This is a genomic window from Streptosporangium sandarakinum (assembly GCF_050942225.1).
Taxonomy (GTDB): Bacteria; Actinomycetota; Actinomycetes; order Streptosporangiales; family Streptosporangiaceae; genus Streptosporangium; species Streptosporangium nondiastaticum.
Genome location: NZ_CP192034.1, coordinates 707256 through 730957, shown reverse-complemented (window position 1 = coordinate 730957; position 23702 = coordinate 707256). Strand labels below are relative to the sequence as shown.

General features: G+C 73.3%; 19 protein-coding genes. 11 read left to right on the top strand and 8 right to left on the bottom strand.

What is annotated here, in order from left to right:
- Positions 1-64 precede the first annotated feature (64 nt).
- The 3 genes from ACQP10_RS03525 to ACQP10_RS03515 all read left to right on the top strand — a co-directional run bounded on the left by ACQP10_RS03525 (position 65) and on the right by ACQP10_RS03515 (position 3449).
- The gene (locus ACQP10_RS03525; RefSeq protein ID WP_433540870.1) at positions 65-439 is read left to right on the top strand and encodes an ABATE domain-containing protein; all 375 of its coding nucleotides are present in this window, start codon (positions 65-67) and stop codon (positions 437-439) included.
- A gap of 86 nt (positions 440-525) precedes the next feature.
- Positions 526-630: a CGNR zinc finger domain-containing protein gene (locus ACQP10_RS03520; protein ID WP_433540869.1), complete on the top strand. Its 105-nt coding sequence runs from the start codon at positions 526-528 to the stop codon at positions 628-630.
- Positions 631-722: 92 nt separating this feature from the next.
- The gene (locus tag ACQP10_RS03515; protein ID WP_433540868.1) at positions 723-3449 is read left to right on the top strand and encodes an ATP-dependent RNA helicase; all 2727 of its coding nucleotides are present in this window, start codon (positions 723-725) and stop codon (positions 3447-3449) included.
- Positions 3450-3620: 171 nt separating this feature from the next.
- Here ACQP10_RS03515 and ACQP10_RS03510 read toward each other — a convergent pair whose 3' ends face one another.
- On the bottom strand, positions 3621-4199 hold the full coding sequence (locus tag ACQP10_RS03510; protein ID WP_346017773.1) for a TetR/AcrR family transcriptional regulator: 579 nt from the start codon (positions 4197-4199) through the stop codon (positions 3621-3623).
- Between the two features lie 118 nt (positions 4200-4317).
- On the opposite strand from ACQP10_RS03510, the gene ACQP10_RS03505 reads away from it, so the two are divergent.
- The 5 genes from ACQP10_RS03505 to ACQP10_RS03485 all read left to right on the top strand — a co-directional run bounded on the left by ACQP10_RS03505 (position 4318) and on the right by ACQP10_RS03485 (position 8238).
- Positions 4318-5244 (top strand): NmrA/HSCARG family protein, encoded by a 927-nt coding sequence (locus ACQP10_RS03505; RefSeq protein WP_433540867.1) that lies wholly within the window; start codon positions 4318-4320, stop codon positions 5242-5244.
- Positions 5241-5504 (top strand): hypothetical protein, encoded by a 264-nt coding sequence (locus ACQP10_RS03500; protein ID WP_389991491.1) that lies wholly within the window; start codon positions 5241-5243, stop codon positions 5502-5504. The genes ACQP10_RS03505 and ACQP10_RS03500 overlap by 4 nt, the downstream gene beginning before the upstream one ends.
- 175 nt (positions 5505-5679) lie before the next feature.
- Positions 5680-6531 carry an SPFH domain-containing protein gene (locus ACQP10_RS03495; RefSeq protein WP_346017776.1) on the top strand — a complete coding sequence of 284 codons (852 nt, stop codon included), beginning with the start codon at positions 5680-5682 and terminating at the stop codon, positions 6529-6531.
- Entirely contained in the window at positions 6524-6742 is a 219-nt protein-coding gene (locus tag ACQP10_RS03490) for a hypothetical protein (RefSeq protein ID WP_433540866.1), read from the top strand. Before ACQP10_RS03495 ends, ACQP10_RS03490 begins: the two co-directional genes overlap by 8 nt.
- An 89-nt stretch (positions 6743-6831) precedes the next feature.
- Positions 6832-8238 (top strand): amidase, encoded by a 1407-nt coding sequence (locus tag ACQP10_RS03485; RefSeq protein WP_433540865.1) that lies wholly within the window; start codon positions 6832-6834, stop codon positions 8236-8238.
- Positions 8239-8286: 48 nt separating this feature from the next.
- On the opposite strand, the gene ACQP10_RS03480 is transcribed toward ACQP10_RS03485, so the two are convergent.
- From ACQP10_RS03480 to deoC, 3 genes are all read right to left on the bottom strand, one after another.
- Positions 8287-9153: an aldehyde dehydrogenase family protein gene (locus ACQP10_RS03480; RefSeq protein ID WP_433540864.1), complete on the bottom strand. Its 867-nt coding sequence runs from the start codon at positions 9151-9153 to the stop codon at positions 8287-8289.
- 182 nt (positions 9154-9335) lie between these two features.
- Positions 9336-10763 carry an aldehyde dehydrogenase family protein gene (locus tag ACQP10_RS03475; protein ID WP_346017780.1) on the bottom strand — a complete coding sequence of 476 codons (1428 nt, stop codon included), beginning with the start codon at positions 10761-10763 and terminating at the stop codon, positions 9336-9338.
- A 1-nt stretch (position 10764) separates the two neighbouring features.
- On the bottom strand, positions 10765-11703 hold the full coding sequence (gene deoC / locus ACQP10_RS03470) for a deoxyribose-phosphate aldolase (protein ID WP_433541873.1): 939 nt from the start codon (positions 11701-11703) through the stop codon (positions 10765-10767).
- A 380-nt stretch (positions 11704-12083) separates the two neighbouring features.
- On the opposite strand from deoC, the gene ACQP10_RS03465 reads away from it, so the two are divergent.
- Both ACQP10_RS03465 and ACQP10_RS03460 read left to right on the top strand, forming a co-directional pair.
- Positions 12084-12245: a hypothetical protein gene (locus tag ACQP10_RS03465; RefSeq protein ID WP_179820114.1), complete on the top strand. Its 162-nt coding sequence runs from the start codon at positions 12084-12086 to the stop codon at positions 12243-12245.
- 148 nt (positions 12246-12393) lie between these two features.
- The gene (locus tag ACQP10_RS03460) at positions 12394-15261 is read left to right on the top strand and encodes a helix-turn-helix transcriptional regulator (RefSeq protein WP_433540863.1); all 2868 of its coding nucleotides are present in this window, start codon (positions 12394-12396) and stop codon (positions 15259-15261) included.
- 30 nt (positions 15262-15291) lie between these two features.
- Here ACQP10_RS03460 and ACQP10_RS03455 read toward each other — a convergent pair whose 3' ends face one another.
- Entirely contained in the window at positions 15292-16518 is a 1227-nt protein-coding gene (locus ACQP10_RS03455) for a cytochrome P450 (protein ID WP_389991503.1), read from the bottom strand.
- 309 nt (positions 16519-16827) lie between these two features.
- On the opposite strand from ACQP10_RS03455, the gene ACQP10_RS03450 reads away from it, so the two are divergent.
- On the top strand, positions 16828-20403 hold the full coding sequence (locus ACQP10_RS03450) for a protein kinase domain-containing protein (protein WP_433540862.1): 3576 nt from the start codon (positions 16828-16830) through the stop codon (positions 20401-20403).
- A 486-nt stretch (positions 20404-20889) separates the two neighbouring features.
- On the opposite strand, the gene ACQP10_RS03445 is transcribed toward ACQP10_RS03450, so the two are convergent.
- The 3 genes from ACQP10_RS03445 to ACQP10_RS03435 form a co-directional block, all read right to left on the bottom strand.
- The gene (locus tag ACQP10_RS03445; RefSeq protein WP_433540861.1) at positions 20890-21879 is read right to left on the bottom strand and encodes a MerR family transcriptional regulator; all 990 of its coding nucleotides are present in this window, start codon (positions 21877-21879) and stop codon (positions 20890-20892) included.
- A 119-nt stretch (positions 21880-21998) separates the two neighbouring features.
- Positions 21999-22427 (bottom strand): protein-tyrosine phosphatase family protein, encoded by a 429-nt coding sequence (locus ACQP10_RS03440; RefSeq protein WP_346017785.1) that lies wholly within the window; start codon positions 22425-22427, stop codon positions 21999-22001.
- A 672-nt stretch (positions 22428-23099) separates the two neighbouring features.
- Complete coding sequence (locus ACQP10_RS03435) at positions 23100-23669, bottom strand: TMEM165/GDT1 family protein (RefSeq protein ID WP_346017786.1); 570 nt, start codon at positions 23667-23669, stop codon at positions 23100-23102.
- Positions 23670-23702: the final 33 nt, after the last annotated feature.

The following is a 23702-nucleotide window of genomic DNA, read 5'->3' as shown; positions in this document are numbered from 1 at the left end:
ATTATGCGTTAGTTATAGTGATCATTGATCTAATGCGTCAACTCCGCCGGATACCATTAGGCTCATGAGCGACACCGTTCCCCTCACCGGGGAGCCGCTGGCCCTGGACCTGATCAACACCAGCACGGCGGTCGGCGACCTGCTGGCCACCCCCGCCGACCTGCGCGCATGGCTGGAGCTGCAGGCCGGCCGGTTCGGTGAGGCGCGAGAGCTCGTCACCGCCGGCCTGGCCGCCGCCGACCTGGCCGCCGTGCGGGACGTCCGCGACCGCACCGCTCGCGTCCTCGACCACGTCCGTCGCGGCGAACGCCCCCGGCCGACGACCTGGACGCCCTCAACCGGGCCCAACGTGCCGCGCCCGCCGTCACCGCCCTCACCTGGGACGGCGCGGCGGTCACCGCGGTCCGCCGCCGCGCCGGAACGCCCGGCGACCGGCTGACGGCGTGGCTGGCCGAGGCGGCCGCCGAACTGCTGGCCGACCCGGCGGTCATCGAGATCCGCCGGTGTGCGGCCGACGACTGCGTGATGCTGTTCCTGCCCTCCCATCCGCGCCGCCGCTGGTGCTCGGCGGCCCGCTGCGGCAACCGCGCCCGCGTCGCCCGCCACTACCGGCGTCACAAACCGGCCTGACGCCGCCCGCCCCCGGCTGACCCTGATCTCTCCGGGCGCCGTCGGCACGGACGGCGGACGGCGCGGTCGTCCGGATCGGGAAGACTGGACAGGTGCGTCCCGACCGCTTCGACCTGCCCGTCCGCCACGTCCTGCCCGAGCTGTTCGCGGCCCTGGACGAGCGCGGCGTCGCCGTGCTCGCCGCGCCGCCCGGCACGGGCAAGACCACGCTCGTCCCGCTCGCACTGGCCGGACTCGCCGGGACCGCCGGGCTCACCGGGCTCACCGGTGAACCGGGTCCCGGCCGGGGACGAGCGGGTGAGCCGGGGCGGGTGATCGTCGCCGAGCCCCGCCGGATGGCGGCGCGGGCGGCGGCCCGCCGGATGGCCTGGATGCTGGACTCCCAGGTCGGTGCGGAGGTCGGGTTCTCGGTCCGGGGCGAGCGCAGAGCCGGACCCGGCACGGTCGTCGAGGTCGTCACCACCGGGGTCCTGCTCCAGCGGCTGCAGCGCGACCCCGAACTGGCCGGCGTCGGCACCGTCCTGCTGGACGAGTGCCACGAGCGCCACCTGGACGCCGACACCGCCCTGGCCTTCCTCCTCGACGTCCGCGCCACCCTCCGCCCCGACCTGCGGATCGTCGCCGCCTCCGCCACCGCCGACGCCGGGCCGTGGGCCCGGCTGCTCGGCTCGGGCGCCCCGCCGTACGGCCGCGGCCCGGCGGGCGGCGACCACGCGTCCGGCGGCTCGCCGTACGGCGCGGGCGCGTCCGGCGACGCGGCGCCGGTCGTGCGCGCCTCCGGTGAGGCGCACCCCGTCACACCCGTCTGGGCGCCTCCCTCCGGCCCGGTGACGCCGCCGCGCGGCCTGCGGGTGGACCCGGCGTTCCTGTCCCACGTCGCCGCCGTCGTACGGCGCGCCCTGGCCGAACGGGAGGGGGACGTGCTGTGCTTCCTGCCGGGGGTCGGCGAGATCGGCAGGGTCGCCGCACTGCTCGGCGGCGACACCGGGGGCGCGGAGATCCTCCAGATCCACGGACAGGCCCCGGCCCGCGTCCAGGACGCCGTGCTCTCCCCCGGCCGGGGGCGGCGGGTCGTGCTCGCCACCTCGGTCGCCGAGTCGAGCCTGACCGTGCCGGGTGTCCGGGTCGTGGTCGACTCGGGCCTGGCCCGCGAGCCCCGCACCGACCACGCCCGCGGCCTCGGCTCGCTCACCACGGTCCGCGCGTCCCGGGCCTCGGCGGTCCAGCGCGCCGGGCGGGCGGGCCGCGAGGCGCCGGGGACGGTGTACCGATGCTGGTCGCAGGCCGAGCACGACCGCCTGCCCGAGTACGCGCGGCCCGAGATCGCCCTGGCCGACCTGACCGGCTTCGCCCTCCAGGCCGCCTGCTGGGGTGATCCCGAGGCCGCCGGGCTCGCCCTGCTCGACCCGCCCCCGCCGGCCGCGATGGACGCCGCCCGGCGGACCCTGCTCGCCCTGGGCGCCCTTGACGCCTCCGGCGGCCGGGTCACCGGTCGGGGCCGTCTGATGGCCGCCGCCGGGGTCCACCCCCGCCTGGCCCGCGCCCTGGTCGACGCGGGTCCCGGGGCCGCGGAGGTGGTGGCGCTGCTGTCGGAGCCGCTGCCCCGGGACGCCGGCGACGACCTGGTGGCGATCTGGCGGTCCGTCCGGCGGGGCGGGAACGGGCCCGGGGACGGCTTCCCGGCCCGCTGGCGCGGGGAGGCCGCCCGCCTGGCCCGCGCCGTCCCCGGGGAGGACGCCGGGCGCGACGGACCCTCTCAGGGACCGGCGGGCCGCCCCGGGACCCGGCGCCCCGGAGACGACGGCTCCCGGACCGGTGGAGCCGCGGGCGGCCGGCCCGGAACCGGCGGGCTCAGGTCCGACGACGCCGTGGCCGGGCTGACGGTGGCGCTGGCCTACCCGGAGCGGGTGGCCCGGCGGCGCGGCGGGGCGTACCTGATGGCGTCGGGGACGGCCGCGGAGCCGTCCGCCGGGTCGCGGCTGGGTGACGCGGAGTGGCTGGCGATCGCGGTGGCCGACCGGCCGGTGGGGTCGGCGGCGGCGCGGATCAGGCAGGCCGTCGTGATCGACGAGGAGACCGCCCGGCTGGCCGCCGCGTCCCTGTACGACGCCGCCGAGGAGGTCGCCTGGCGGGTCCCGCCGGGTGAGCGGCGCGGCGACGTCTCGGCGCGCCGGGTGGAGCGCCTGGGCGCCGTCGAGCTGTCGTCGGTCCTGTTGCGCGACGCCGACGTCCGGCCCGCCGTACTCGCGGGCCTGCGCGCCGAGGGGCTCTCGCTCCTGCGCTGGACGTCCGAGGCCGTCGCGCTGCGCGAACGCCTGGCCTTCTGCCGCCGCGCGCTCGGCGACCCCTGGCCCGCGACGGACGACGACGCCCTCGTCGAGGCGGCCGAGCGGTGGCTGGAGCCGGAACTGTCACGCGCCCGCCGCCGCGCCGATCTGGAGCGCCTCGACGTGGTCGCCGCGCTGCACCGCCTGGTCCCGTGGCACGCCCGGCTGGCGGAGGTCGCCCCCGAGCGGATCGAGGTGCCCAGCGGCTCACGGATCAGGATCGACTACTCCGGCGACCGGCCGGTCCTGGCGGCCAAACTGCAGGAGCTGTTCGGCTGGGACGAGGCCCCGCGGATCGCCGGGGTGCCGCTGGTGGTGCACCTGCTGTCCCCGGCGGGCCGGCCCGCGGCCGTCACCGCCGACCTGTCCACGTTCTGGCGCGAGGGCTACCGCGCGGTCCGGGCCGAGCTGCGGGGCCGCTATCCCCGGCACCCCTGGCCGGAGGACCCCCTGTCGGCGGTCGCCACCCGCCGCGCCAACCCGCGGCGCTGAGGAGTCGCGGGGCCGGTTCAAGAGTCAGGGGAACGGTTCGGGGCCGTCCCGGAATCGTCTTTCGGAACGCCGGGGCCGTGAGGGATTCCACGGACGGCACCCCGGTGGGGCGCCTCGCCGGACGCGCGGTGCGCCGTTCTCGGCGCGATCACTCGTTCGCGGAGGCGGGATTCAGCGCGGGCGGACTCCGTCGATGGCGAGTGCCAGCAGGCGGTCGGCTTCGGCCGGGCCGTCGGGCTCCTGCTCGGTGGCCAGGGAGATGGCGCCGACGAGCTTCAGGAGATGGATGACGGCGATCCCGGGGCGCACCGCGTCCGCCGCTCGGGCGCGGACGAGGAGTCTCTCACCCGCGTTGATGATCATGTCGTGACAGGTACGGCCGAGCGCCGGGTCGCCGCCCCGCATCAGCGAAGCGCCCAGGCCCCGGTTGGCCGCGGCGTGGGTGCCGACGGCGCGAAGCCAGGTGAACAGCGCCTCTCCCGGGTCGGGGGCGGTGAGCAGGTCATCGGCCTTGGCGCAGAGCGTCTTCACCCGGTCTTCGAAGACCGCTTCCAGGAGTGCCCGACGGGTGGGGAAGTGCCGGTGCAGGGTGGCCGAGCCGACTTCTGCGCGGCGGGCGATCTCCTCCAGGGACGCCTCGGCGCCGTGCTCGGCGATGAGGGTCCCGGCGGCGGCCACGATCCGGTCGAAGTTGCGGCGGGCGTCGGCACGCATCCGCTGCCGGGATGGCACGACGGCGTCCTTGGACACGGCGGCTCCTGACGACTTGCCAAGTGGGGTGGTCCCCCATATCGTAGCGAACGCTAACCGGAGGGGCACCCCACTTATGCGAGTGGCTTCTCCTCCCCCGAGCTCAGAAGGAGAGACGGTGACTCCGAAGAACAGGACCGTCGTGGTGGTGGGAGCGACCGGCCTGCAGGGCGGGGCCGTGACGCACCACCTGCTCCGTGGCGGCTGGCAGGTGCGTGCGCTCACCCGTGACCCGAACGGGACACGGGCGCGAGCACTGGCGCGGGCCGGTGCGCAGGTGGTGCGGGCGCAGATGGAGGACGTCGCCTCCCTGACCGCGGCGGCCAAGGACGCCTGGGGTCTGTTCAGCGTTCAGCCCACGGTCGGCTCGCCCGGCACCTCACCGGACTTCACCACCGAGGACGAGGTCCGCTGGGGCGTGAACGTCGCCGAGGCCGCGCACGCCGCCGGCGTCGGACACCTGGTGTTCACCTCGGTCGCCGGCGCGGACCGCCATCTCAGCGAGAAGGTGCCGGTGAACCTGGTCAGCAAGTGGCGGATCGAGCAGCACATCGCCCGCCTCGGCCTGCCCGCGACGATCCTGCGGCCGGCCTCGTTCATGGAGAACTTCACCGGCGGATACGCACTGCGGAACGGAAGCCTGTCCACCGGGATCGCACCGGACACGGTCCAGCAGCTCATGGCCGTCGACGACGTCGGCTTCATCACCGAGTCGGCGTTCCGCCACCCCGAGGAGTGGATCGGTCGGGCGGTCTCCCTGGCCGCCGACGAGCTCACGCCGGTCCAGGTCGCCGCGGTCATCGGCAAGGCGCTCGGGACGGCGCCGCCCTACGTCCGGATCCCGATCGAGGCGATCCGGGACCTGAGCGAGGACTTCGCCTACGCCAACGAATGGCTCAACGAACGCGGCTACCGCGCGGACATCGCGGCCACCCGGCGGATCCACCCCGCCGCGATGGACTTCTCCACCTGGCTGGAGCGCACCGGGGCCGCCCAGATCTCGGCGTTCCTGGACTCCGCGCCCACCACGGGCCAGGGCGCATGAGCGCCCGGCGGATCACCGCGGCCGCCGCTTCGGCCCCCCTGGCCACCATGCGCTCCTACCTCGACGCGCTCGACACCGCCCCGTTCGGGCCGCCCGCCACGACGGTCTCACCCCACCGCATCCTGGCCGCACCGGATCCCGGCATGCTCGCCCTGGCCGCCGAACGCGCCCGGGGCGCGACCGCACTGGGCATGCCCGCCGAATCCCACGCTCCTCCCGCCCAGCGGTGGGAGGAGATCGCTGCGCACCTCCTCACTTGATCCGGCACCGCCGACCCGCGGTGAACGAACCCCCCGTGGAACCGGCCTGCCGCCCGCCCTCGGCGGGACTCGGCCGGGGCGGCGGGGTACGGCCTGCGCTCCGGAAAGCGGCTTGCGCGCCGCCTCCCTTTTGACGCTATCGTAGTGATATCACTCCGATAGCAAAGGGGAGCACATGGAGCGACGCGCCTTCCACCTCAACGGGTTCGCCGTCCTGGCCGGGCTCGTGCTGCTCGGCGCCGTCCTGGCCGCGGTGGGCCTGGCGGCCGGGCCGGACGTCCTGGTCGCCGCCGCGATCGCCTGGGGCGTCATCGCACTCGTCGTGGCCAGCGGTTTCACCGTGGTCAACCCGAACGACGGGATGGTGGTCCAGTTCCTCGGCCGCTACACCGGATCCCTGCGCGACGCCGGTTTCCAGTGGACCGCGCCGTTCACCAGCAGGCGGCGGATCACGCTGCGGGTGCGCAACTTCGAGACCGCCAAGCTCAAGGTCAACGACGCCGACGGCAACCCGGTGGAGATCGCCGCCGTCGTCGTCTACCGGGTGACCGACACCGCCAAGGCCGCCTTCTCCGTGGACGACTACGAGCAGTACGTGGCGATCCAGTCGGAGGCCGCCGTCCGGCACCTGGCCACCAGCCACCCCTACGACTCCCACGACGACAGCCGCACCAGCCTGCGTGACGGCACCGAGGTGGCCGCCGAGCTGACCACCGAGCTGAGTGAGCGCACCCACCTCGCCGGGGTGGAGGTGCTGGAGGCGCGCATCACCCACCTCGCCTACGCGCCGGAGATCGCCCAGGCCATGCTGGTCCGCCAGCAGGCCGCGCAGGTGGTCGCGGCCCGCACGCAGATCGTCGCCGGCGCGGTAGGAATGGTCCAGCTCGCGTTGAACCGGCTGGCCGAGGAGGATGTGGTGGAGCTCGACGAGGAGCGCAGGGCGCAGATGGTGTCCAACCTGCTGGTGGTCCTGTGCGGTGACCGCGCGACCCAGCCGGTGGTGAACACCGGCAGCCTGTATGGCTGAGCGCAAACGGATCCTGCTCAGGCTCGACCCGGCCGTCTACGAGGCGATCGCCAAGTGGGCGGCCGACGACCTGCGCAGCGTCAACGCCCAGCTGGAGTACGCCCTGCGCCTGGCCCTGCGCGGGGTGGGCCGCGACGTCAGGCGGGCGGGCCGGGAGGGCCCCGGCCAAAGCGAACAGAACGAGCGGGACGATTCGGACGGACACCAGTAACTCCGGATGACACGGACGGTACCTAACAAGTCACCTGATTGAGACGTGGAACACTTCCGTCCGCGTGCCGTCCGTACCAGACTCGGGGCATGCCGTGGGTGGGGAAGTCCGCAGGTGAGATCGCGGAGGCCGTTCGACGTGGCAAGGCCGGCGCTCCGGAGGTGGTCGAGGAGCACCTCCGGCTGATCGCCGAGCGCGACGGGCGCATCGGCGCGTTCCGCAAGGTGCGGGCCGAGCGGGCCATGGCCGAGGCGCGCGCCGTGCAGGAGCGGCCCGACCTGGCCGAGCTGCCGCTGGCCGGCGTGCCGGTGGCGGTCAAGGACAACATCCCGGTCCGCGGCGAGGCGACGCGCAACGGGTCGGCGGCCTCCTCCAGCGAGGCCGCCGCCGCCGACCACCCGGTGGTCGCCCGGCTCAGGGCGGCGGGCGCGGTGGTCGTCGGCATCACCAACGTCCCGGAGCTGTGCCTGGTCGGGTTCTCCGACAGCACGTACGGCGTGGCACGCAACCCCTGGGACCCACGGCGCACGCCGGGCGGCTCGTCGGGCGGCGCCGCCGCCGCGGTGGCCGCCGGGATGGTCCCGCTGGCCCACGGCAACGACGGCCTCGGCTCGCTGCGCATCCCCGCCGCCTGCTGCGGGCTCGTGACGATCAAACCCGGCACGGGCGTGGTCCCGCCGCCCGGACGCGACTGGCACGGGATGTCGGAGAACGGCCCGCTGGCCACGACCGTGGGCGACCTCGCGCTGGGCCTGGCGGTGATGGCCGGTGACATGTCCCTCGCGACTCCCGGCGACGGCGAGTACCTGGAGGCCGGCAGCGCCATCGACGACTACCCGGGCGGGCTGACCCCCTCGGAGCCGGTGCGGCTGCGGATCGCCACGGCGCCGGTGCCGCTGCCGCCGGGGTTCTCGGTGGACCCGGAGCTGCAGCGGGCCGTGGTCGAGGCGGGCCACACGCTCGCCGCCGCCGGGCACACCGTGGTGGAGCACGAGCCGAAGGTGCCGAGCTGGGTGGGGGCGGCCGCGATCATCGGCTGGTTCGCGTGCGCCCGTGAGGACACCGAGGGCCTGGACCCGCGCCGGCTGGAGCGCCGCACCCGGGCGCTGGCCAAGGCGGGCCGGCTGCTCGCCCGGTTCGGGCTGGACGGCTCGGCGGGCCGGGACCGCTGGCGCGCCCACGGCGCCGACCAGTGGTTCGGCAACGCCGACGTGCTGATCACCCCGACGCTCGCCGTCGTCCCGCCGCCCGCCGACCGCTGGGGCGACCGCGGGCTGCTGGCCAACGTGCGGGCCAACGTCACGTACGCCCCGGTCACCGCGGCCTGGAACATGGCCGGCTGGCCCGCCATGAACGTCCCGTACGGCTGGCACTCCACGGGCATGCCCATCGGGGTGCAGCTCGTCGCGCCCCCGGGAGGCGAACCGCAACTGCTGGCCCTGGCCGCCCAGCTGGAGACCGCCCACCCCTGGCTGCGCCACGCGCCGATGGACTGACCCGCCCGCCCGGCTCCGGGGCGGACCCCGGAGCCGGTGTGCGGTCCGTCAGATACCGGTGGGGTGCCAGACGGTCTTGGTCTCCAGGAACGCCGTCAGGCGCCGGGTGCCCGGGTCGACCGCCCAGTCGGCGGGCGCGGGACGCAGGACCCGCTTGAGGTTCTCGGCCGCCGCCTCCTCGCACGTGACCGCGAGACCGGGGTCGGAGACGCCGGTGAGGTCGAGGGCGTTGACGTCCATGTGCCCGGCCAGCCAGGGCGCGATCTCCTTCACCGAGCCGGTGAGGATGTTGACCACGCCGCCCGGCAGGTCGGAGGTGGCGAGCACCTCGGCCAGGGTGACGGCCGGCAGCGGGGCCCGCTCGCTGGCCACGACCACGCAGGTGTTGCCGGTGACGATCACCGGGGCGACCACCGAGACGAGGCCCAGCAGCGGGTCGTCGGGGGCGACGACCGCCACCACGCCGGTCGGCTCCGGCGAGGAGATGTTGAGGTACGGCCCGGCGACCGGGTTGGCCGCCCCCGCGACCGCGGCGATCTTGTCGGACCAGCCGGCGTACCAGACGAGCCGGTCCACGACCGCGTCCACGACGTCCCCCGGGCGCTTGGTCCCGGCGTCGGCCAGCTCGGCGGCGAACTGCGCCCGGCGGCCCTCCAGCATCTCGGCGATCCGGTAGAGGATCTGCCCGCGGTTGTACGGCGTCGCCCCGGACCAGCCGCCGAACGCCTTGCGCGCGGCGGCCACCGCGTCGCGGGCGTCCTTGCGGGAAGCCCTGGAGGCGTTGGCCAGGAACTCGCCCTTGGAGGAGGTCACCGCGTAGGACCTTCCGCTCTCCGAACGCGGGAACGCCCCGCCGATGTACAGCTTGTACGTCTTGCGCACGGCCAGCCGTGCGGGCGACTCGGTCCTACTCATCTCCGCGCCCTCTCCGCGAGCTCTCCTGCTGTGCCAGCCTGGCCGGCACGAAGATCTGGCCGCACCGGCTCACCCCGCACCGGTGGGCGAACCAGCCGCGCAGCCCCGGACGGCCGGCGCGGGCGAAGCCGTGGCCCCGCGTCGCCTGGTCGCGACGGACCCGGCGTCGTGTTCGATCGTTGTCACACATCGAGGTACGCCTCCAGTCCGTGCCTGCCGCCCTCCCGGCCGTAGCCGGACTCCTTGTAGCCGCCGAACGGGGAGGTCGGGTCGAACCGGTTGAAGGTGTTGGCCCACACGACGCCCGCGCGGAGCCGGTCGGCCATCCACAGGATGCGCGAGCCCTTCTCCGTCCACACGCCCGCCGACAGGCCGTAGGGGGTGTTGTTGGCCTTCTCCACCGCCTCGGCCGGGGTACGGAAGGTCAGCACGGACAGCACCGGGCCGAACACCTCCTCCCGGGCGATGCGGTGCGACTGCGCGACACCGGTGAAGATCGTCGGCGGGAACCAGAAGCCCCGCTCGGGCAGCGCGCACGCCGGGGACCAGCGCTCGGCGCCCTCCAGCTCCCCGTGGTCGGACAGCTCCCGGATCTTCGCGAGCTGGGCGGCGGAGTTGATCGCGCCGATGTCGGTGTTCTTGTCCAGCGGGTCGCCCAGGCGCAGCGTGGACAGGCGCCGCTTGAGCGCCTCCAGCAGTTCCTCGGCGATCGACTCCTGGACCAGCAGCCGGGAGCCCGCGCAGCAGACGTGCCCCTGGTTGAAGAAGATGCCGTTGACGATGCCCTCGACCGCCTGGTCGAGCGCGGCGTCGTCGAAGACGATGTTGGCGGCCTTGCCGCCGAGCTCCAGGGTGACCTTCTTGCGCGTCCCGGCGACGGACCGGGCGATCAGCCGGCCGACCTCGGTGGAGCCGGTGAAGGCGACCTTGTCGACGTCCGGGTGGTTGACCAGCGCCGCGCCGGTCTCGCCCGCGCCGGTCACGATGTTGACCACGCCCGGCGGCAGGTCGGCCTGCCGGCAGATCTCGGCGAACAGCAGCGCGGTCAGCGGGGTGGTCTCGGCCGGCTTCAGCACGACCGTGTTGCCGCAGGCCAGCGCCGGGGCGATCTTCCACGCCAGCATCAGCAGCGGGAAGTTCCACGGGATGACCTGGCCGGCCACGCCCAGCGGCCGGGGGCTGGGACCGTACCCGGCGTAGGGGAGCTTGTCGGCCCAGCCGGCGTAGTAGAAGAAGTGCGCCGCGACCAGGGGGAGGTCCACGTCGCGCGACTCGCGGATCGGCTTGCCGTTGTCCAGCGACTCCAGCACGGCCAGCTCGCGGGAGCGCTCCTGGATGATGCGGGCGATCCGGAAGAGGTACTTGGCCCGCTCGGAGCCGGGCATCGCCGACCAGGTGCCGAACGCCTCGCGCGCGGCCCGGACGGCCCGGTCCACGTCGTCGGCGGACGCGGACGCCACCTCGGACAGGACCTCCTCGGAGGCGGGGTTGACCGTCTTGAACGACGTGCCGGTGCCGTCGGTGAACTCGCCGCCGATGAACAGCCCGTAGGACGGCTTGATGTCGACGACGTCGCGGGACTCGGGGGCCGGTGCGTATTCGAACATCACGTCAGTCCAGGGTGAAGTAGTCGGGGCCCGCGTACCGGCCGGTGGCCATCTTCTGGCGCTGCATCAGCAGGTCGTTGAGCACGGAGGAGGCGCCGAGGCGGAACAGGTCGGGGGTGAGCCAGCGTTCGCCCGCGACCTCGTTGACCAGGACGAGCATCTTGATCGCGTCCTTGGTGGTCCGGATGCCGCCCGCGGGCTTGACGCCGACGACGCGGCCGGTGGCGGTCAGGAAGTCGCGGACCGCCTCCAGCATGACCATCGTCACCGGGAAGGTCGCGGCCGGCTGCACCTTGCCGGTGGAGGTCTTGATGAAGTCGCCGCCGGCCAGCATGGCCAGCCAGGACGCCCGCCGTACGTTGTCGTAGGTCGCGAGCTCGCCGGTCTCCAGGATCACCTTCAGGTGCGCCTCGCCACAGGCCTCCTTGATCGCGGTGATCTCCTCGAAGACCTTGACGTAGTCGCCGGAGAGGAACGCGCCGCGGTCGATCACCATGTCGATCTCGTCGGCGCCCGCCTCGACGGCCAGCCGGGTGTCGGCCACCTTGACGTCGAGGGAGGAACGCCCGCTGGGGAACGCCGTGGCGACGCTGGCCACCTTCACGCCCGACCCGGCGAGCGCGCCGACGGCCTGCGCCACCAGGTCGGGGTAGACGCACACCGCGGCCACCTTGGGGACGGCGGGGTCGGCCGGGTCGGGGTGGACCGCCTTGGCGCACATCGCGCGGACCTTGCCCGGCGTGTCGGCGCCTTCGAGGGTGGTCAGGTCCACCATGCGGATGGCCAGGTCGATGGCCTCCGCCTTGGCCGTCGTCTTGATGGAGCGGGTGCCGAGCATCGCGGCCCGCTGGTCGGCGCCGACACGGTCGACGCCGGGCAGGCCGTGGAGGAAGGTTCGCAACGCGACGTTGGACGAGGCCACGTCGGCGAACGAGGTAGTCACAGTTGACACCTCTACAGCATGCCGACTGGCGTGATTAGTTCCAAACCGGACACCGCCCAGGTCCGGGTCCGGGTTTCGGCAATGTTCGCCGAGGACGGTGGGGGCGCCTCCGCGCCCGGGACGGGAACGGGCCGAGACGAGCCGGAACAAGGGCGCAACGAGGGTGGAACGGGCCGGGAGCGGGCGGAACGGGGTCGCCCGGCCACGGACCCCGGATGACCTAGGTACCCCCTAGGCATGCCCGGACCGACCTAGGCATGCCCATGGCGCGGAAAGCCCCTGGAGATAAGGCATCCGCCCGATGTGGGGGTGGGGGCCTTAGGCCGAATCTTGAGAGTGCAAGGAAAAAGCACCTCTCGAAACGCCAGGAGGCGTCAGTCATGAACTCCGACCTTCACTACCAGCTCATGAACGACCGCACCGCGGAGCTCCAGCGGAAGGCCGGCGAGCACCGCCTCGCCCGCGAGGCGAAGGCCGCCTCGGAGAACCGGTCCGGCGGCGAGCGCCGCCGGAGCCTCTTCAGCCGGCTCCTCCCCGCATGACCGCGCCCCGAGAGCCCGGCCGCCTCCCTCAGCCCGGCCGGGCTCCGCAGCCTCCCTGAGCCGTACGGCGGGTCAGCCCGCCGTACGGCAAATGGGGAGATAACTACCCATAAGGCGTGACATGCTAGAGCTCATGATGGGTCGGACGGTGAGCCCCGTATTCGTGGGGCGGCAGGCCGAACTCGCGGCGCTGAACGAGGCATTCGCGCAGGCGTGCGACGGCACGGCCGCGACCGTCCTCCTCGGCGGCGAGGCGGGCGTCGGCAAGACCCGGCTGACCGCCTCCTTCGCCGAACAGGTCACCCGCGACGGCGCCCACGTCCTCCTCGGCGGCTGCGTGGAGTTGTCCACCGAGGGCCTGGCCTACGCGCCGTTCACCGCCGCGATCCGCCAGCTCGTCCGCGAGTGCGGCGCCGAGAAGGTCGCCGCCCTGCTGCCCGAGGGCGGCGCGCGCGACCTGGCCAGGCTGCTGCCCGAGTTCGGCGAGCCGAGCGGCGACCACGACGGGGAGACCGCCCGTGCCCGGCTCTTCGAACAGATCCTCAACCTGCTGGAACGACTGGCCGAGCACCGCCCGGTCGTCCTGGTCATCGAGGACATCCACTGGGCCGACCGCTCCAGCCGCGACCTGATCGCCTTCCTCAGCCGCAACCTGCGCGCCGCGCCGGTCCTGATGGTCCTCACCTACCGCTCCGACGAGCTGCACCGCCAGCACCCGCTGCGCCCCGTGCTCGCCGAACTCGGCCGGGTCGAGGGCGTGCTCCGCCTGGACCTGCCCCGGCTCACCCAGGACGAGGTGGCCGCCCAGATGACCGGCATCCTCGGCACGACACCCGAGTTCGCGCAGGTCGGCAAGGTCTTCGAACGCAGCGAGGGCATCCCCCTGTTCGTCGAGGCGCTCCTCGAGTGCGGCGGCGAGTGCTCCTTCCCCGACTCCCTGCACGACCTGATCATCGGCTCCGTCGAGCAGCTCCCCGACGAGACCCAGCGGGTGCTGCGCATCGCCGCCGCCGGCGGCAACCGGGTGGGCCACGCGCTGCTCGCCGCGGTCAGCGGCCTGTCCGACACCGACCTGGAGGACGCGCTGCGGCCTGCCGTCGCCGCCAACGTGCTCCAGGTCGCCGACGGCCGCGCCTACGCCTTCCGGCACGCCCTGATCCGCGAGGCCGTACACGACGAGCTCCTGCCCGGCGAGCACATGCGGCTGCACGCCCGTTTCGCCGAGGAGATCAGCCGGGACCGCACGATGGTCCCGCCCGGCCGGGCCGCCGTCGAGATCGCCCACCACTGGTACTCCGCCCGCGACGACAAGTGGGCGCTCATCTCCGCCTGGGAGGCGGCGGGCAAGGCCGCCAAGAGCTTCGCCTACAACGAGGAGATGCAGCTCCTGGAGCGGGTCCTCATGCTGTGGGGCAAGGTGCCCGACGCCGCCGAGCTGATCGGCGCCGACCACACCACGGTCCTGGAGCAGGCGTCGGCGGCGGCCCACGCCTGCGGCGAGCTGGATCGCGGGACGAAGTTCGTCAAGGCCGCGCTGGCCGAGCTGGACGAGAAGACCGAACCCGCGCGGGTGGCCGAGCTGGTCGTGCGGCTCTCCCAGTTCAAGATCTCCAAGCGCAGACCCGGTGCGCTCGACGACCTCCGCTACGCCGAACGGCTGGTCCCCGGACCCGACCTGCACCGCGCCGCCGTCCTGGTCAGGCTGGGCTCCTACCTGATGTTCAGCGGCGAGGTCACCGAGGGGACCGCGCTCACCGAGGAGGCGCTCGGCATCGCCCGCGAGCACGGGGACGAGCGTCTGGAGGCCGACCTGCTGCTCAACCTCGCCCTCGGCCACTCGATCGCCGGACGCATCAACGAGACGATCGCCATCAACATGACCGCCAAGGCGATCGGTGAGCGCGTCGGCTCCGCCCGCGTCATCCTGCGGTCGATCGCCAACACCGTGGACACGCTCAACGACATAGGCCGCTCCGCCGAGGCGGTCGAGCTGGCGCTGGAGGGCGAACGGCTGGCCAGGAAGTACGGCCGCTACCGCACCCAGGGCACCTTCATCGCCAACAACCGGGCCGAGGCGCTGGAGGCGCTGGGCCGCTTCGACGAGGCCGCCCGGGTCGCCGAGCAGGGGCTCGCCATGGACCCGAGCCTGCGCACCCGCCACCACCTGCGCAGGATCCGCGCCGACGTGGCGCTCGCCCGCGGCGAGACCGACCTGGTCACGTCCGTGCTGAACGAGGTCGGCGCCTTCTCCACGCAGGAGGAGTTCACCCAGGAGCTGACGGTGAACATCCGGCTCCGGGCCGGGCTGCACCTGCTGCACGGTGAACCGCTCGCCGCCCTGGAGGTCGCCGAGGAGGCCGTCCGCGCGGCCCTGATCACGAGCAAGCCCATGCTGGGCTGGCGGACGCTCGCCCTGCTGGCCGGGATCTGCGAGATCGCCGAGACCGTCGCGCCCGAGCGGGCGGCGGCGCTGCGGCCCCAGATCGAGGGGGCCGCGGCGGCGCTGACCGTGGACAGCCCGGTCGCCGAGGCCTACCGCTTCTCCGTCAACCGCGACCACGACGCCGCGGCCGCCGTCTGGGAGCGGCTGGACCGCCCCTACCTGCGGGCCAAGTCGCTGCTGCAGGCGGCGCGGGCCGCGGCCGGCGCCGGTGGCCGCGAGGACGCAGCCGTACGGCTGCGCGCGGCGCATCCGGTCGCGGTCGCGCTGGGCACCCCGGCCCTGACCACCGAGATCGAGTCCCTGGCGCGCCGGCTGGGGGTGACGCTGGACCGTGAACCCACCGCCGGCGCGGCCTCCCCCGCGGCGGACACGCCTGTGGCTCCGCTGACCCCGCGCGAGCAGGAGGTGCTCCGGCTGGTCGCCCAGGGCCGGTCCAACCGCGAGATCGCCGCCGAGCTGTTCATCTCCGCCAAGACGGTCAGCGTCCACGTCTCCAACATCCTCGCCAAACTGGGCGTCGCCACCCGCGGCGAGGCCGCCGCGGCCGCGCACCGCCTGGCCCTGATCGGCTGATCCGCCGGACCCGGCGGCGGGATCAGCCCGTCACGTCCACGTCACCGGCAGCGTGGCCACCCCCTTGATGGCGTGCCCGGTCCTGCGGGGGATGTCCTCGGAGGGGACGGCCAGCCGCAGCCGGGGCAGCTCCCGGGTGAGCAGGCCCAGCGCGACGACGATCTCCAGGTGGCCGAGGTGACGGCCGAGGCAGTGGTGCGGGCCGTGCCCGAACGACAGGTGGTGGTTGTAGGGACGGTCGAAGATCATCCGGTGCGGGTCGGGGAAGACCCGCGGGTCGTAGCTGCCCGCGTCGACCGAGGGGATCACTATCTCGCCGGGCTGCAACTCGGCGCCACTGGGCAGCGTCACCCGCCGCATCACCCGGCGGGGCATGGCGTCGGCCCCCGTGGTGGAGAACATCCGCGTGAGCTCGGTGACCGCCGCCGGGATCATCTCCGGATGGTCGATGAGGTAGGCGTAGGCGGTCTCGTATCCCTCGTAGGGGTGGGTGAGCAGGACCTGGACGAAGGTCCCGATGGAGCTCGCCGTGGTCTCCCAGCCGCCCAGCACCAGGGCGATCGGCAGCATGATCTGCTGTGCGGCGGGCAGATCCGCGCCGGCGACGGCGATCCGGCCCAGCAGGTCCGGTTCCGGCCGCTGCCGCCGCTGCTCGATGAGGCCGGCCAGATAGCCCGCCATCGCCGCCGACGACGCCTGGGCCTCCTCGCCGGCCACGACGGTGTGGGCCAGGAACGCCTCGCCCCACTGGCGGAACCGCGCCCGGTCCTGCTGGGGCAGCCCCAGCAGGTCGCAGATGGTGTCCAGCGCCAGCGGCAGGGCGAAGTCCTCGATCAGGTCCGCCGGCTCCCCCTTCCCCATCATGTCCTTCAGCCGCGCCGCCGCGCGCATCTCGACGTCGCTCCGGTGCCGCTCCACGGCCCGCGGGGTGAACAACGCCTTGACGACGTTGCGCACGGCCGCGTGACGCTCCCCGTCCAGTCCCAGAATGGTGTCCTCCAGGCCGACGTCGTCGGCGTCGAGGGCGGCCTCGCGGGAGAACACCGCCTGGTTCCGCAACACCTCCTTGACGTCGTCGTAACGGGTGACGAGCTTGCCCGTGCCGGTGGGACGGATGACCTCGGCGACGCCCGTCCCCGTCTCGCGGATCCGGTGGTACATCTCGTTCGGATACAGGCCGGGCCGGTTGACTCCGGCGGCGTCCTGATCGAGCGGATGCCTCGGGCAGGCGGCGTTCTCTGAGGCGGTGGCGGTCATCGAGATCCCTTCGTACACATATGGGTGTGTGCAGCGGATCAAAAAACGATCGTCAAGGCAACCATGGATTACGGGCCCCGTCCCCTGTCTTCCCAGAATCGACTTATTACGAGTTACAAGGCTAAAAGCCGATAAATAGCGATATATGGCAATATGCGAAAGACGGCGGCTCGCCGGCCGTACCCCGCCCGGACCCGGCCCCCGGCCGGGACGCCCCTCCGCGACCGCGGGCACATCCGCGGACCGTCCGCGAGAACTTCTCCGCGCCGCCGCGCATCAAAGATCGTGGAAATCACGAAGGAGCGGCGGATGGCGACGGCACTCATCGACGGGGACCCCCGGCGCATCGGGGACTACTGGCTGGCCGGGCGGCTGGGTGCGGGCGGTCAGGGGGTCGTCTATGAGGCGTACGCCGAGGACGGCCGCCGGGTGGCGATCAAGGTGCTGCACGGCGACCCCGCCGACGATCCCGACCTGCGCGACCGGTTCGGCCGGGAGGCCACGGCCGCCCGGCGGGTGGCGTCGTTCTGCACCGCGGCCGTCCTCGCCGCCGAACTCGACGGGCCGCGGCCGTACATCGTCAGCGAGTACATCGAGGGCCTCAGCCTGCGCCAGGCCGTCACCGGCGGCCACCGGTTCGCCGGCGGCGAGCTGCACCGGCTCGCCACCGCGATCGCCACGGCACTGACCGCCATCCACGACGCCGGCGTGATCCACCGCGACCTCAAGCCGGACAACGTGCTGATCGGCACGGACGGCCCCCGCGTCATCGACTTCGGCATCGCCAGGACCCTCGACATGTCGCTGACCGCGACGGGCATGGTGACCGGCACGCCCACCTACATGGCCCCCGAGGTCTTCACCGGCCGGCGCGCCGGCGCCCCGGCCGACGTCTTCGCCTGGGGCGGCGTCGTGCTGTTCGCCGCGACCGGCGAGGACCCCTTCCACGCCGAGAGCCTGGGCGGCGTCATGCACCGCGTACTGTCGGTCGACCCGGACCTGAGCGTGCTGCCGCCGCCGCTGCGCCCGCTGCTGTCCGCCGCGCTCAGCAAGGACCCGCTGCAGCGGCCCACCGCGCGGGCCCTCCTGCTCACCCTGATCAGCGGCGACGGGCAGCTCGGCACCGCGCGACTGCTCGCCGAGGGCAGCCGGGAGGCCGCCCGGATCACCGCGCCCGCCGACGACCCGGCCCTCGGCACGCTGGCCGAACAGGCGTACGCCCTGCTCTCCCCCGCCGAACGGGAGACCGTCCCGGAGGTGTTCCTGCGGCTCGTCACCGTGGACGAGCACGGCGACATCGTGACCCGCCGGGCCGACCTGGCGGAGTTCACCGAGGGCCGGGCACTGCACGAGACAGCCGCCGTCAACCGGGTACTGGAGGTCTTCGGTCACCTGCTCATCCGGGAGGGGCGGCAGATCCGGGCGGCCAGCCCGGCGCTGCCGCACGCCTGGCCCCGGCTCCGGGAGTGGATCGAGGCCGACCGCGACGGCCTGGCCGTACACCGGCGGATCCTCGACGCGGCGCGACGCTGGGACGCGGCGGGCCGCCGGGACGGCGACCTCCTCCACGGCGCCGCACTGGAGGACGCGCTGAGCTGGGCGGCCGGCCCGCACGGGCACATCACCCTCACCCCCGCCGAACGTGGCTTCCTGGAGACGGGCGCCGCGCTCAACCGGCGCAGAGCCCGGCGGAACAAACTCATCTCCACCTGCCTCGGCGTGCTGCTGGCGATCTCACTGGGCGCCGGGGTCTTCGCCGTACGGCAGGGCACGCTCGCCGACGCGCGCAACGAGCGGATCACCCAGCAGCGCGACCAGGCGCAAGCGGCGCGGGCCGCCACCCTCGCCGGCCGGGCCCGCGACACCGACCCCCGGCTCGCGACGCTGCTCAGCGTGGCGGCCTGGCGACTCGACCCGTCCCCGCGATCACGGGCCGCGCTGACGGCCTCGCTCGCCCAGCGGGAGACCGGCATGTTCCGGGACCCGGCGTCCGCCGCCGACACCGAGCGCAGGCTCAGCCGCGACGGGCGCACCCTCGTCAGCGTCGACGGGGACGCCGCGCGGCTGTGGGACGTGCGCACCGGCAGACAGGCCGGCGGCGTCACCCGGCTGGGCCTGGCCGGCGAACCGGTCCTGAGCGTGGCGCTCGGCCCGACCGGCCGCACCCTGCTCGTCCTCACCGGCCGGAACGCGCGCGTCTGGGACCTGCGGACCGGCGAGGCGGGCCGGACCTGGCGCTTCCCCAAGGAACTGGACCCCGAGGCCGGATACGCCATCGCCGCCGACTTCGGCACCGTCGAACGGTACGCGCTCGTCACCGTCGATCAGCGGCTGTACGTGTGGGACCTGCGGACCGGCACGCGGGCCGTGATGCGCGACCCCTGGAACCGGGCCATGTCCCCCACGGGCACCTCGATGTACGCGTGGAGCCCCGACGGGCGGTCCCTGCTGCGGTACGACCTGCCCGCGCTGCGGGTCCGGGGCGACGGCATCCCGGTTCCCGAACCCTGCCGCGACTGCCCCGCCCCCGTCGCGGTCAGCCCGGACGGCCGCCAGGTCGCCCTGCCGTACGGCAGGCGGCTCCACCTCGTCGACCTCACCGAGCGGATCTCCTCTCCCCTGGGCGGCGAACACGGCCAGTGGAACGAAGGAACGGTGGCCTTCAGCGCGGACGGCCGGCTCGCCGCCTCGGCGGGCGACAAGACCATCCAGATCTGGCGCGTCGAAGACGGCAGACTCCTGGCGACCCTGCCGGTCAGGGGATCCAAGGAGGTCTCCCAAGGAGACATCCCCCTCACCGGCTTCGACCCCGACGGCCGGTTCTTCCGCTACCTCGTCGGCGACCGCGTGTTCTCCCTCGACCTCACCGGCCTGCCGACGACCGTGCCGAAGGAGCAGCTCTCGGAGGGAAGGCTGAGCCCGGACGGGAGGCTGGCGCTGACCTCGAAGTCAGGTGACGACGTCGTACTGCGGAACACCCGGGACGGCCGGCCGGTGAGTCCCCCACTGGCCGCTCGCGACGGCGAGGGCTCGCTCTCCGGCATGGCCTTCTCCCCCGACGGCGGGCTCGCCGCGATCGGCCGCTACCGCGGCGGGATCACGGTGATGGACACCACCACCTGGAAGCCGCTCGGTGAGGTGCGCGCCCGGAAGGACCGTCACGATCCGGAGATCATGGCCTTCAGCCCCGACGGCACCCGGCTCGCGGTCGGCCTGTCGGGTGAACTCGCCGGCAGGCCCAACGAGCACCGCGTCCAGGTCTGGGACTGGAAGGCCGGACGGCTCCTGTGGAGTGCGGATCTCGGCGAGGTGAGCGCCCTGACCTTCTCCCCCGACGGCGCCCGGCTCGCCATCGCCTCCGATGAGGGGCGCATCCTGGACGCGGCCACCGGCAAACCCCTGGGCGACGCCTTCGACGGCGCCGGCCGAGGCTTCAGGATCCTGCAGATGTTCTTCGCCCGCCGGGGCAAGGCGCTGGCCACCGTGGACTCCCGGGGTCACCTGACCCTGTGGGACGTCGCCACCCACCGCCCCGTCACACCCGCCGCCCGCGGGAAGCTCACCTACGCGCAGGCCGCCGCCTACTCGCCGCGTGAGGACGTCGCCGCGGCCATCACGGACAGCGGCCGGGTGCAGCTCTTCGACCTGGCCGCCGGAGCGAGCCTCGGCACGCTGGAGGCCACCCAGGAGGTGCTGTCCACGGCCTTCACCGCCGACGGCTCGACCCTCCTCGCACTGGACCGCGACGGGGCCGTCCACCGGTGGACGGTGTCGGCCGACGGCCTCGCGAAGGCGGCCTGTGCCCGGGCCGGCCGGACGCTCACCCAGGCGGAGTGGCGGGCGAACCTCCCGGAGACGCCGTACCGCGACGTGTGCGCCTCCTGAGCTACCGGGCTGGGGCTTTTCCCGCTTAGGGGTGTTTCCCGTGGGCCGGGCTGGGGCTTTTCGCGTCGCGGGGCGTTTCCCCGGGGTTGGGTGGGTCGGTGGTTGCCGGGTCGGTGGGTGGTTCGCGCTGCGGTGGGTGGGTGTTCCGGCCGGCGTTGTGGTTGCTGTCTGGTTCCGACCGGCCTTCGGCCTGGTCTCGGGCGCGAGGGTTTCCGGCGTTTTGAAGCCGGCCGGAACACCCACCCACCTCCGCGCCATGACTTGCCCGGCCGTACGGCCCGCCCGCCGTAGCTTCTCCCTTTCCGCCCGGCCCACGGCCCTCACCGACGCTGAAGCCACCCGTTGCTCCTGCCTCAGGGCGGGCCGCCGTCGCCTTGCGGCCACACTGACAGGGGAGAGCGCAGGGCCGGGCACCGTAGCTCCTTCCTTTCGGACCGCTCACGGTTCCCGCCATTGTGGGAGGCCGTGGGGGGCGGGGGCGTGAGATCACCTGTCGCCAGGAGCAGGGGAGGGCGCGGTCGGGGAGGGCGGAGTCGGGGAGGGCGGGGTCTGGGGGCGCAGGGCCTGGATGGACCAGTCGAGTACCGGGGTCAGGTCCTCCGGTGCCGGCCAGCCGTTGACCACGGCGAGCAGTTCCAGATACCGCTGCCTGCGCGGGTCGTTCGCGGTCTCCAGCCGTGCCAGCAGCCGGCGGCGGAGTTCGACGTCGTCGGGAAGACCGACGACGCCGACGTAATGAGCCGTCAGCGCCGAGACGATCGGATCGGCCTCGGGCGAGGTGGGCGCGATGCCGACCTCCATGGCGGGACGGACCTGGTCACGGACGGCCGCGACGATGTCGAGGCGCGGCACCGCGATGCCGCCTTCGGGACGTTCATTCACGTGGTCCTCGGCTGTCCGCCGCACGCGGGCGCGGAAATCGGAGTCCTGGGACAGTTCCGCCAGCTCCACCCAGGCCCGGACCTGCTCCGTCCCGGGGTCATCGGGAAGTTCGGGGGTCATCGAGCGCCTGATCCCCGTGAAGTGGGGGTCGGCGCCGAGACCGCCGAAGACGGCGTCGAGGAAGTCGTCGACCAGGCGTCGGCGTTCGTTCTCGGAGAGCTTGGCCAGCTTGTGCATGAGATCCATCTCCTCGGGGGTGGCCCCGCGTTCGGCCACCGCCGTCAGCACCGCGCGCCGCAGGCGCAGGGCACTGATCTGCGTCGCCAGGGCTTCGGCGTGCGTCGCCGCGACCTCGGTGAGCGAGAGCTCCCGGTCCACGACCTTCCGGATCATGGCGAGGCCCAGTCCCAGGTCCCGCAACGTGCACACGAGATCCAGGCGAGCGGCTGCTTCGATGTCGTAGCGGCGGTGACCGGCCGGGCTGCGGTCGGTCGGCGTCACGATCCCGCGATCGGAGTAGAACCGGATGGTCTTGACCGTCAGCCCGGTCCGCCGGGCCAGGTCACCGATCGAGTAGAGCGCACCACCGTCCATGGCCCCTACCTTCGCGCCTCCCCTTGGGGGAGACGCAAGCCCGCGGTTGCCGGCGGGCGGACCGCCGCCTCATGGATCCCCTCGGTTCCTTGAGGCGGTGTCGTGGGCAGGATGGGGCCCTACTGGAACCGGGTGACGAACCGGCGCTGCCAGGGGGTCTCCACGGCGCGAGCCGCGTAGTGCCGCCTGACGTAGGCGACCGCCTCAGCGCCCGGCACCCCGTCCAGTACGGCGAGGCAGGCGAGCGCCGTACCGGTCCGTCCCTGTCCTCCCGCGCAGGCGACTTCGACGCGTTCGGTTCCGGCCCGCTCCCACGCCTCGTGCAGCGCGTCCCGTGCGGCGGCGCGGTCGGACGGCAGCCAGAAGTCCGGCCAGCGCAGCCAGCGGGTCTCCCAAGGAACCGGGGGCGGCTCCTGGCCCAGCAGGTACAGCGCGAAGGTGGGTTCCGGTCCTTCCGGAAGCGGACGCCTGAGCCCCCGGCCGCGAACGAGCCGGCCTGAGGGCAGCCGCAGCACACCCGCCGTCGTGGACTCCCAAGAGTCGACCATGAAAAGAGCGTAGCTTTCCACACCCCGCCCTTTCATCCCCATTCTCCGCAGCCTCCTCGCCCCTCTCGTCCCTGTTCTCGGCGGTCTCCTCGCCCCTCGCCGCCTTTCTCCCTGTTGTTCGCGATTTCCTCGCTTCTTACGGAGAGGAAGTAGGGGTCGAATTCTCCACGCTTCCTTACTTCGGAGACCGTGCGCATACCGGAAAGGACGCGGTTGCGGCAGAGACCGTAGGCGGCCCGGAACCGGAGAAGGAGTGGTCACGGCGGCGACCGTGAGCGGTCCGAAAGGAAGGAGCTACGGTGCCCGGCCCTGCGCTCTCCCCTGTCAGTGTGGCCGCAAGGCGACGGCGGCCCGCCCTGAGGCAGGAGCAACGGGTGGCTTCAGCGTCGGTGAGGGCCGTGGGCCGGGCGGAAAGGGAGAAGCTACGGCGGGCGGGCCGTACGGCCGGGCAAGTCATGGCGCGGAGGTGGGTGGGTGTTCCGGCCGGCTTCAAAACGCCGGAAACCACCGCGCCCGAGACCAGGCCGAAGGCCGGTCGGAACCAGACAGCAACCACAACGCCGGCCGGAACACCCACCCACCGCAGCGCGAACCACCCACCGACCCGGTGACCACCGACCCACCCAACCCCGGGGAAACGCGCGGAACACCCACCGCAGCGCGAACGGCCGGTCAGGCGAGTACCGGTTCGAGCAGCAGCAGGATGCCGAAGATGGCGAACGCGGCGGCGGCGCCGTACTTGATGACCTTCTCCGGGAGGTGCTTGCCCAGCATCCGGCCGACGAGGATGGCCAGCGCGTCCGCGGCGACCATGCCGATCGTGGAACCGATCCAGGTGCCGAACCAGCCGTGCTGGGTGGCCAGGGTGATGGTGGCGAGCATGGTCTTGTCGCCCAGTTCGGAGAGGAAGAAGGCCACGGTCACCGCGATGAGCGCCGACTTGGTGGTCCGCTGCGCCTTCTGTGACTCCTCCTCGGTCAGCTCGTCACCCCGCAGCGTCCACAGGGCGAAGCCCAGGAACGCGATGCCCGCGACGATGGTGATCGCCGTGGTGGGGATCAGGTCACCGGCGATCCTGCCCAGTCCCACACTGAACAGGTGGACGACGGCGGTGGCCAGGGTGATGCCGGCGAGGACCGGCCACGGCTTGAACCGCGTCGCGAAGGTCATCGCCATGAGTTGACTCTTGTCGCCGAGCTCGGCGACGAAGATCACGGCGAGACTGATCCAGAACGCTTCCAACGAGAGTGCCCTTCCGCATGCGCGGCCGGGCCG

What these genes read in the sequence shown, in the direction of transcription:
- ACQP10_RS03500 (WP_389991491.1), top strand. Translation starts at nt 5,241, where the DNA reads ATGAGCGCCCGGCGGATCACCGCGGCCGCCGCTTCGGCCCCCCTGGCC.
- ACQP10_RS03520 (WP_433540869.1), top strand. Translation starts at nt 526, where the DNA reads ATGCTGTTCCTGCCCTCCCATCCGCGCCGCCGCTGGTGCTCGGCGGCC.
- ACQP10_RS03440 (WP_346017785.1), bottom strand. Translation starts at nt 22,427, where the DNA reads ATGGTCGACTCTTGGGAGTCCACGACGGCGGGTGTGCTGCGGCTGCCC.
- ACQP10_RS03495 (WP_346017776.1), top strand. Translation starts at nt 5,680, where the DNA reads ATGGAGCGACGCGCCTTCCACCTCAACGGGTTCGCCGTCCTGGCCGGG.
- ACQP10_RS03465 (WP_179820114.1), top strand. Translation starts at nt 12,084, where the DNA reads ATGAACTCCGACCTTCACTACCAGCTCATGAACGACCGCACCGCGGAG.
- ACQP10_RS03485 (WP_433540865.1), top strand. Translation starts at nt 6,832, where the DNA reads ATGCCGTGGGTGGGGAAGTCCGCAGGTGAGATCGCGGAGGCCGTTCGA.
- ACQP10_RS03525 (WP_433540870.1), top strand. Translation starts at nt 65, where the DNA reads ATGAGCGACACCGTTCCCCTCACCGGGGAGCCGCTGGCCCTGGACCTG.
- ACQP10_RS03445 (WP_433540861.1), bottom strand. Translation starts at nt 21,879, where the DNA reads ATGGACGGTGGTGCGCTCTACTCGATCGGTGACCTGGCCCGGCGGACC.
- ACQP10_RS03450 (WP_433540862.1), top strand. Translation starts at nt 16,828, where the DNA reads ATGGCGACGGCACTCATCGACGGGGACCCCCGGCGCATCGGGGACTAC.
- ACQP10_RS03490 (WP_433540866.1), top strand. Translation starts at nt 6,524, where the DNA reads ATGGCTGAGCGCAAACGGATCCTGCTCAGGCTCGACCCGGCCGTCTAC.
- ACQP10_RS03480 (WP_433540864.1), bottom strand. Translation starts at nt 9,153, where the DNA reads ATGAGTAGGACCGAGTCGCCCGCACGGCTGGCCGTGCGCAAGACGTAC.
- ACQP10_RS03455 (WP_389991503.1), bottom strand. Translation starts at nt 16,518, where the DNA reads ATGACCGCCACCGCCTCAGAGAACGCCGCCTGCCCGAGGCATCCGCTC.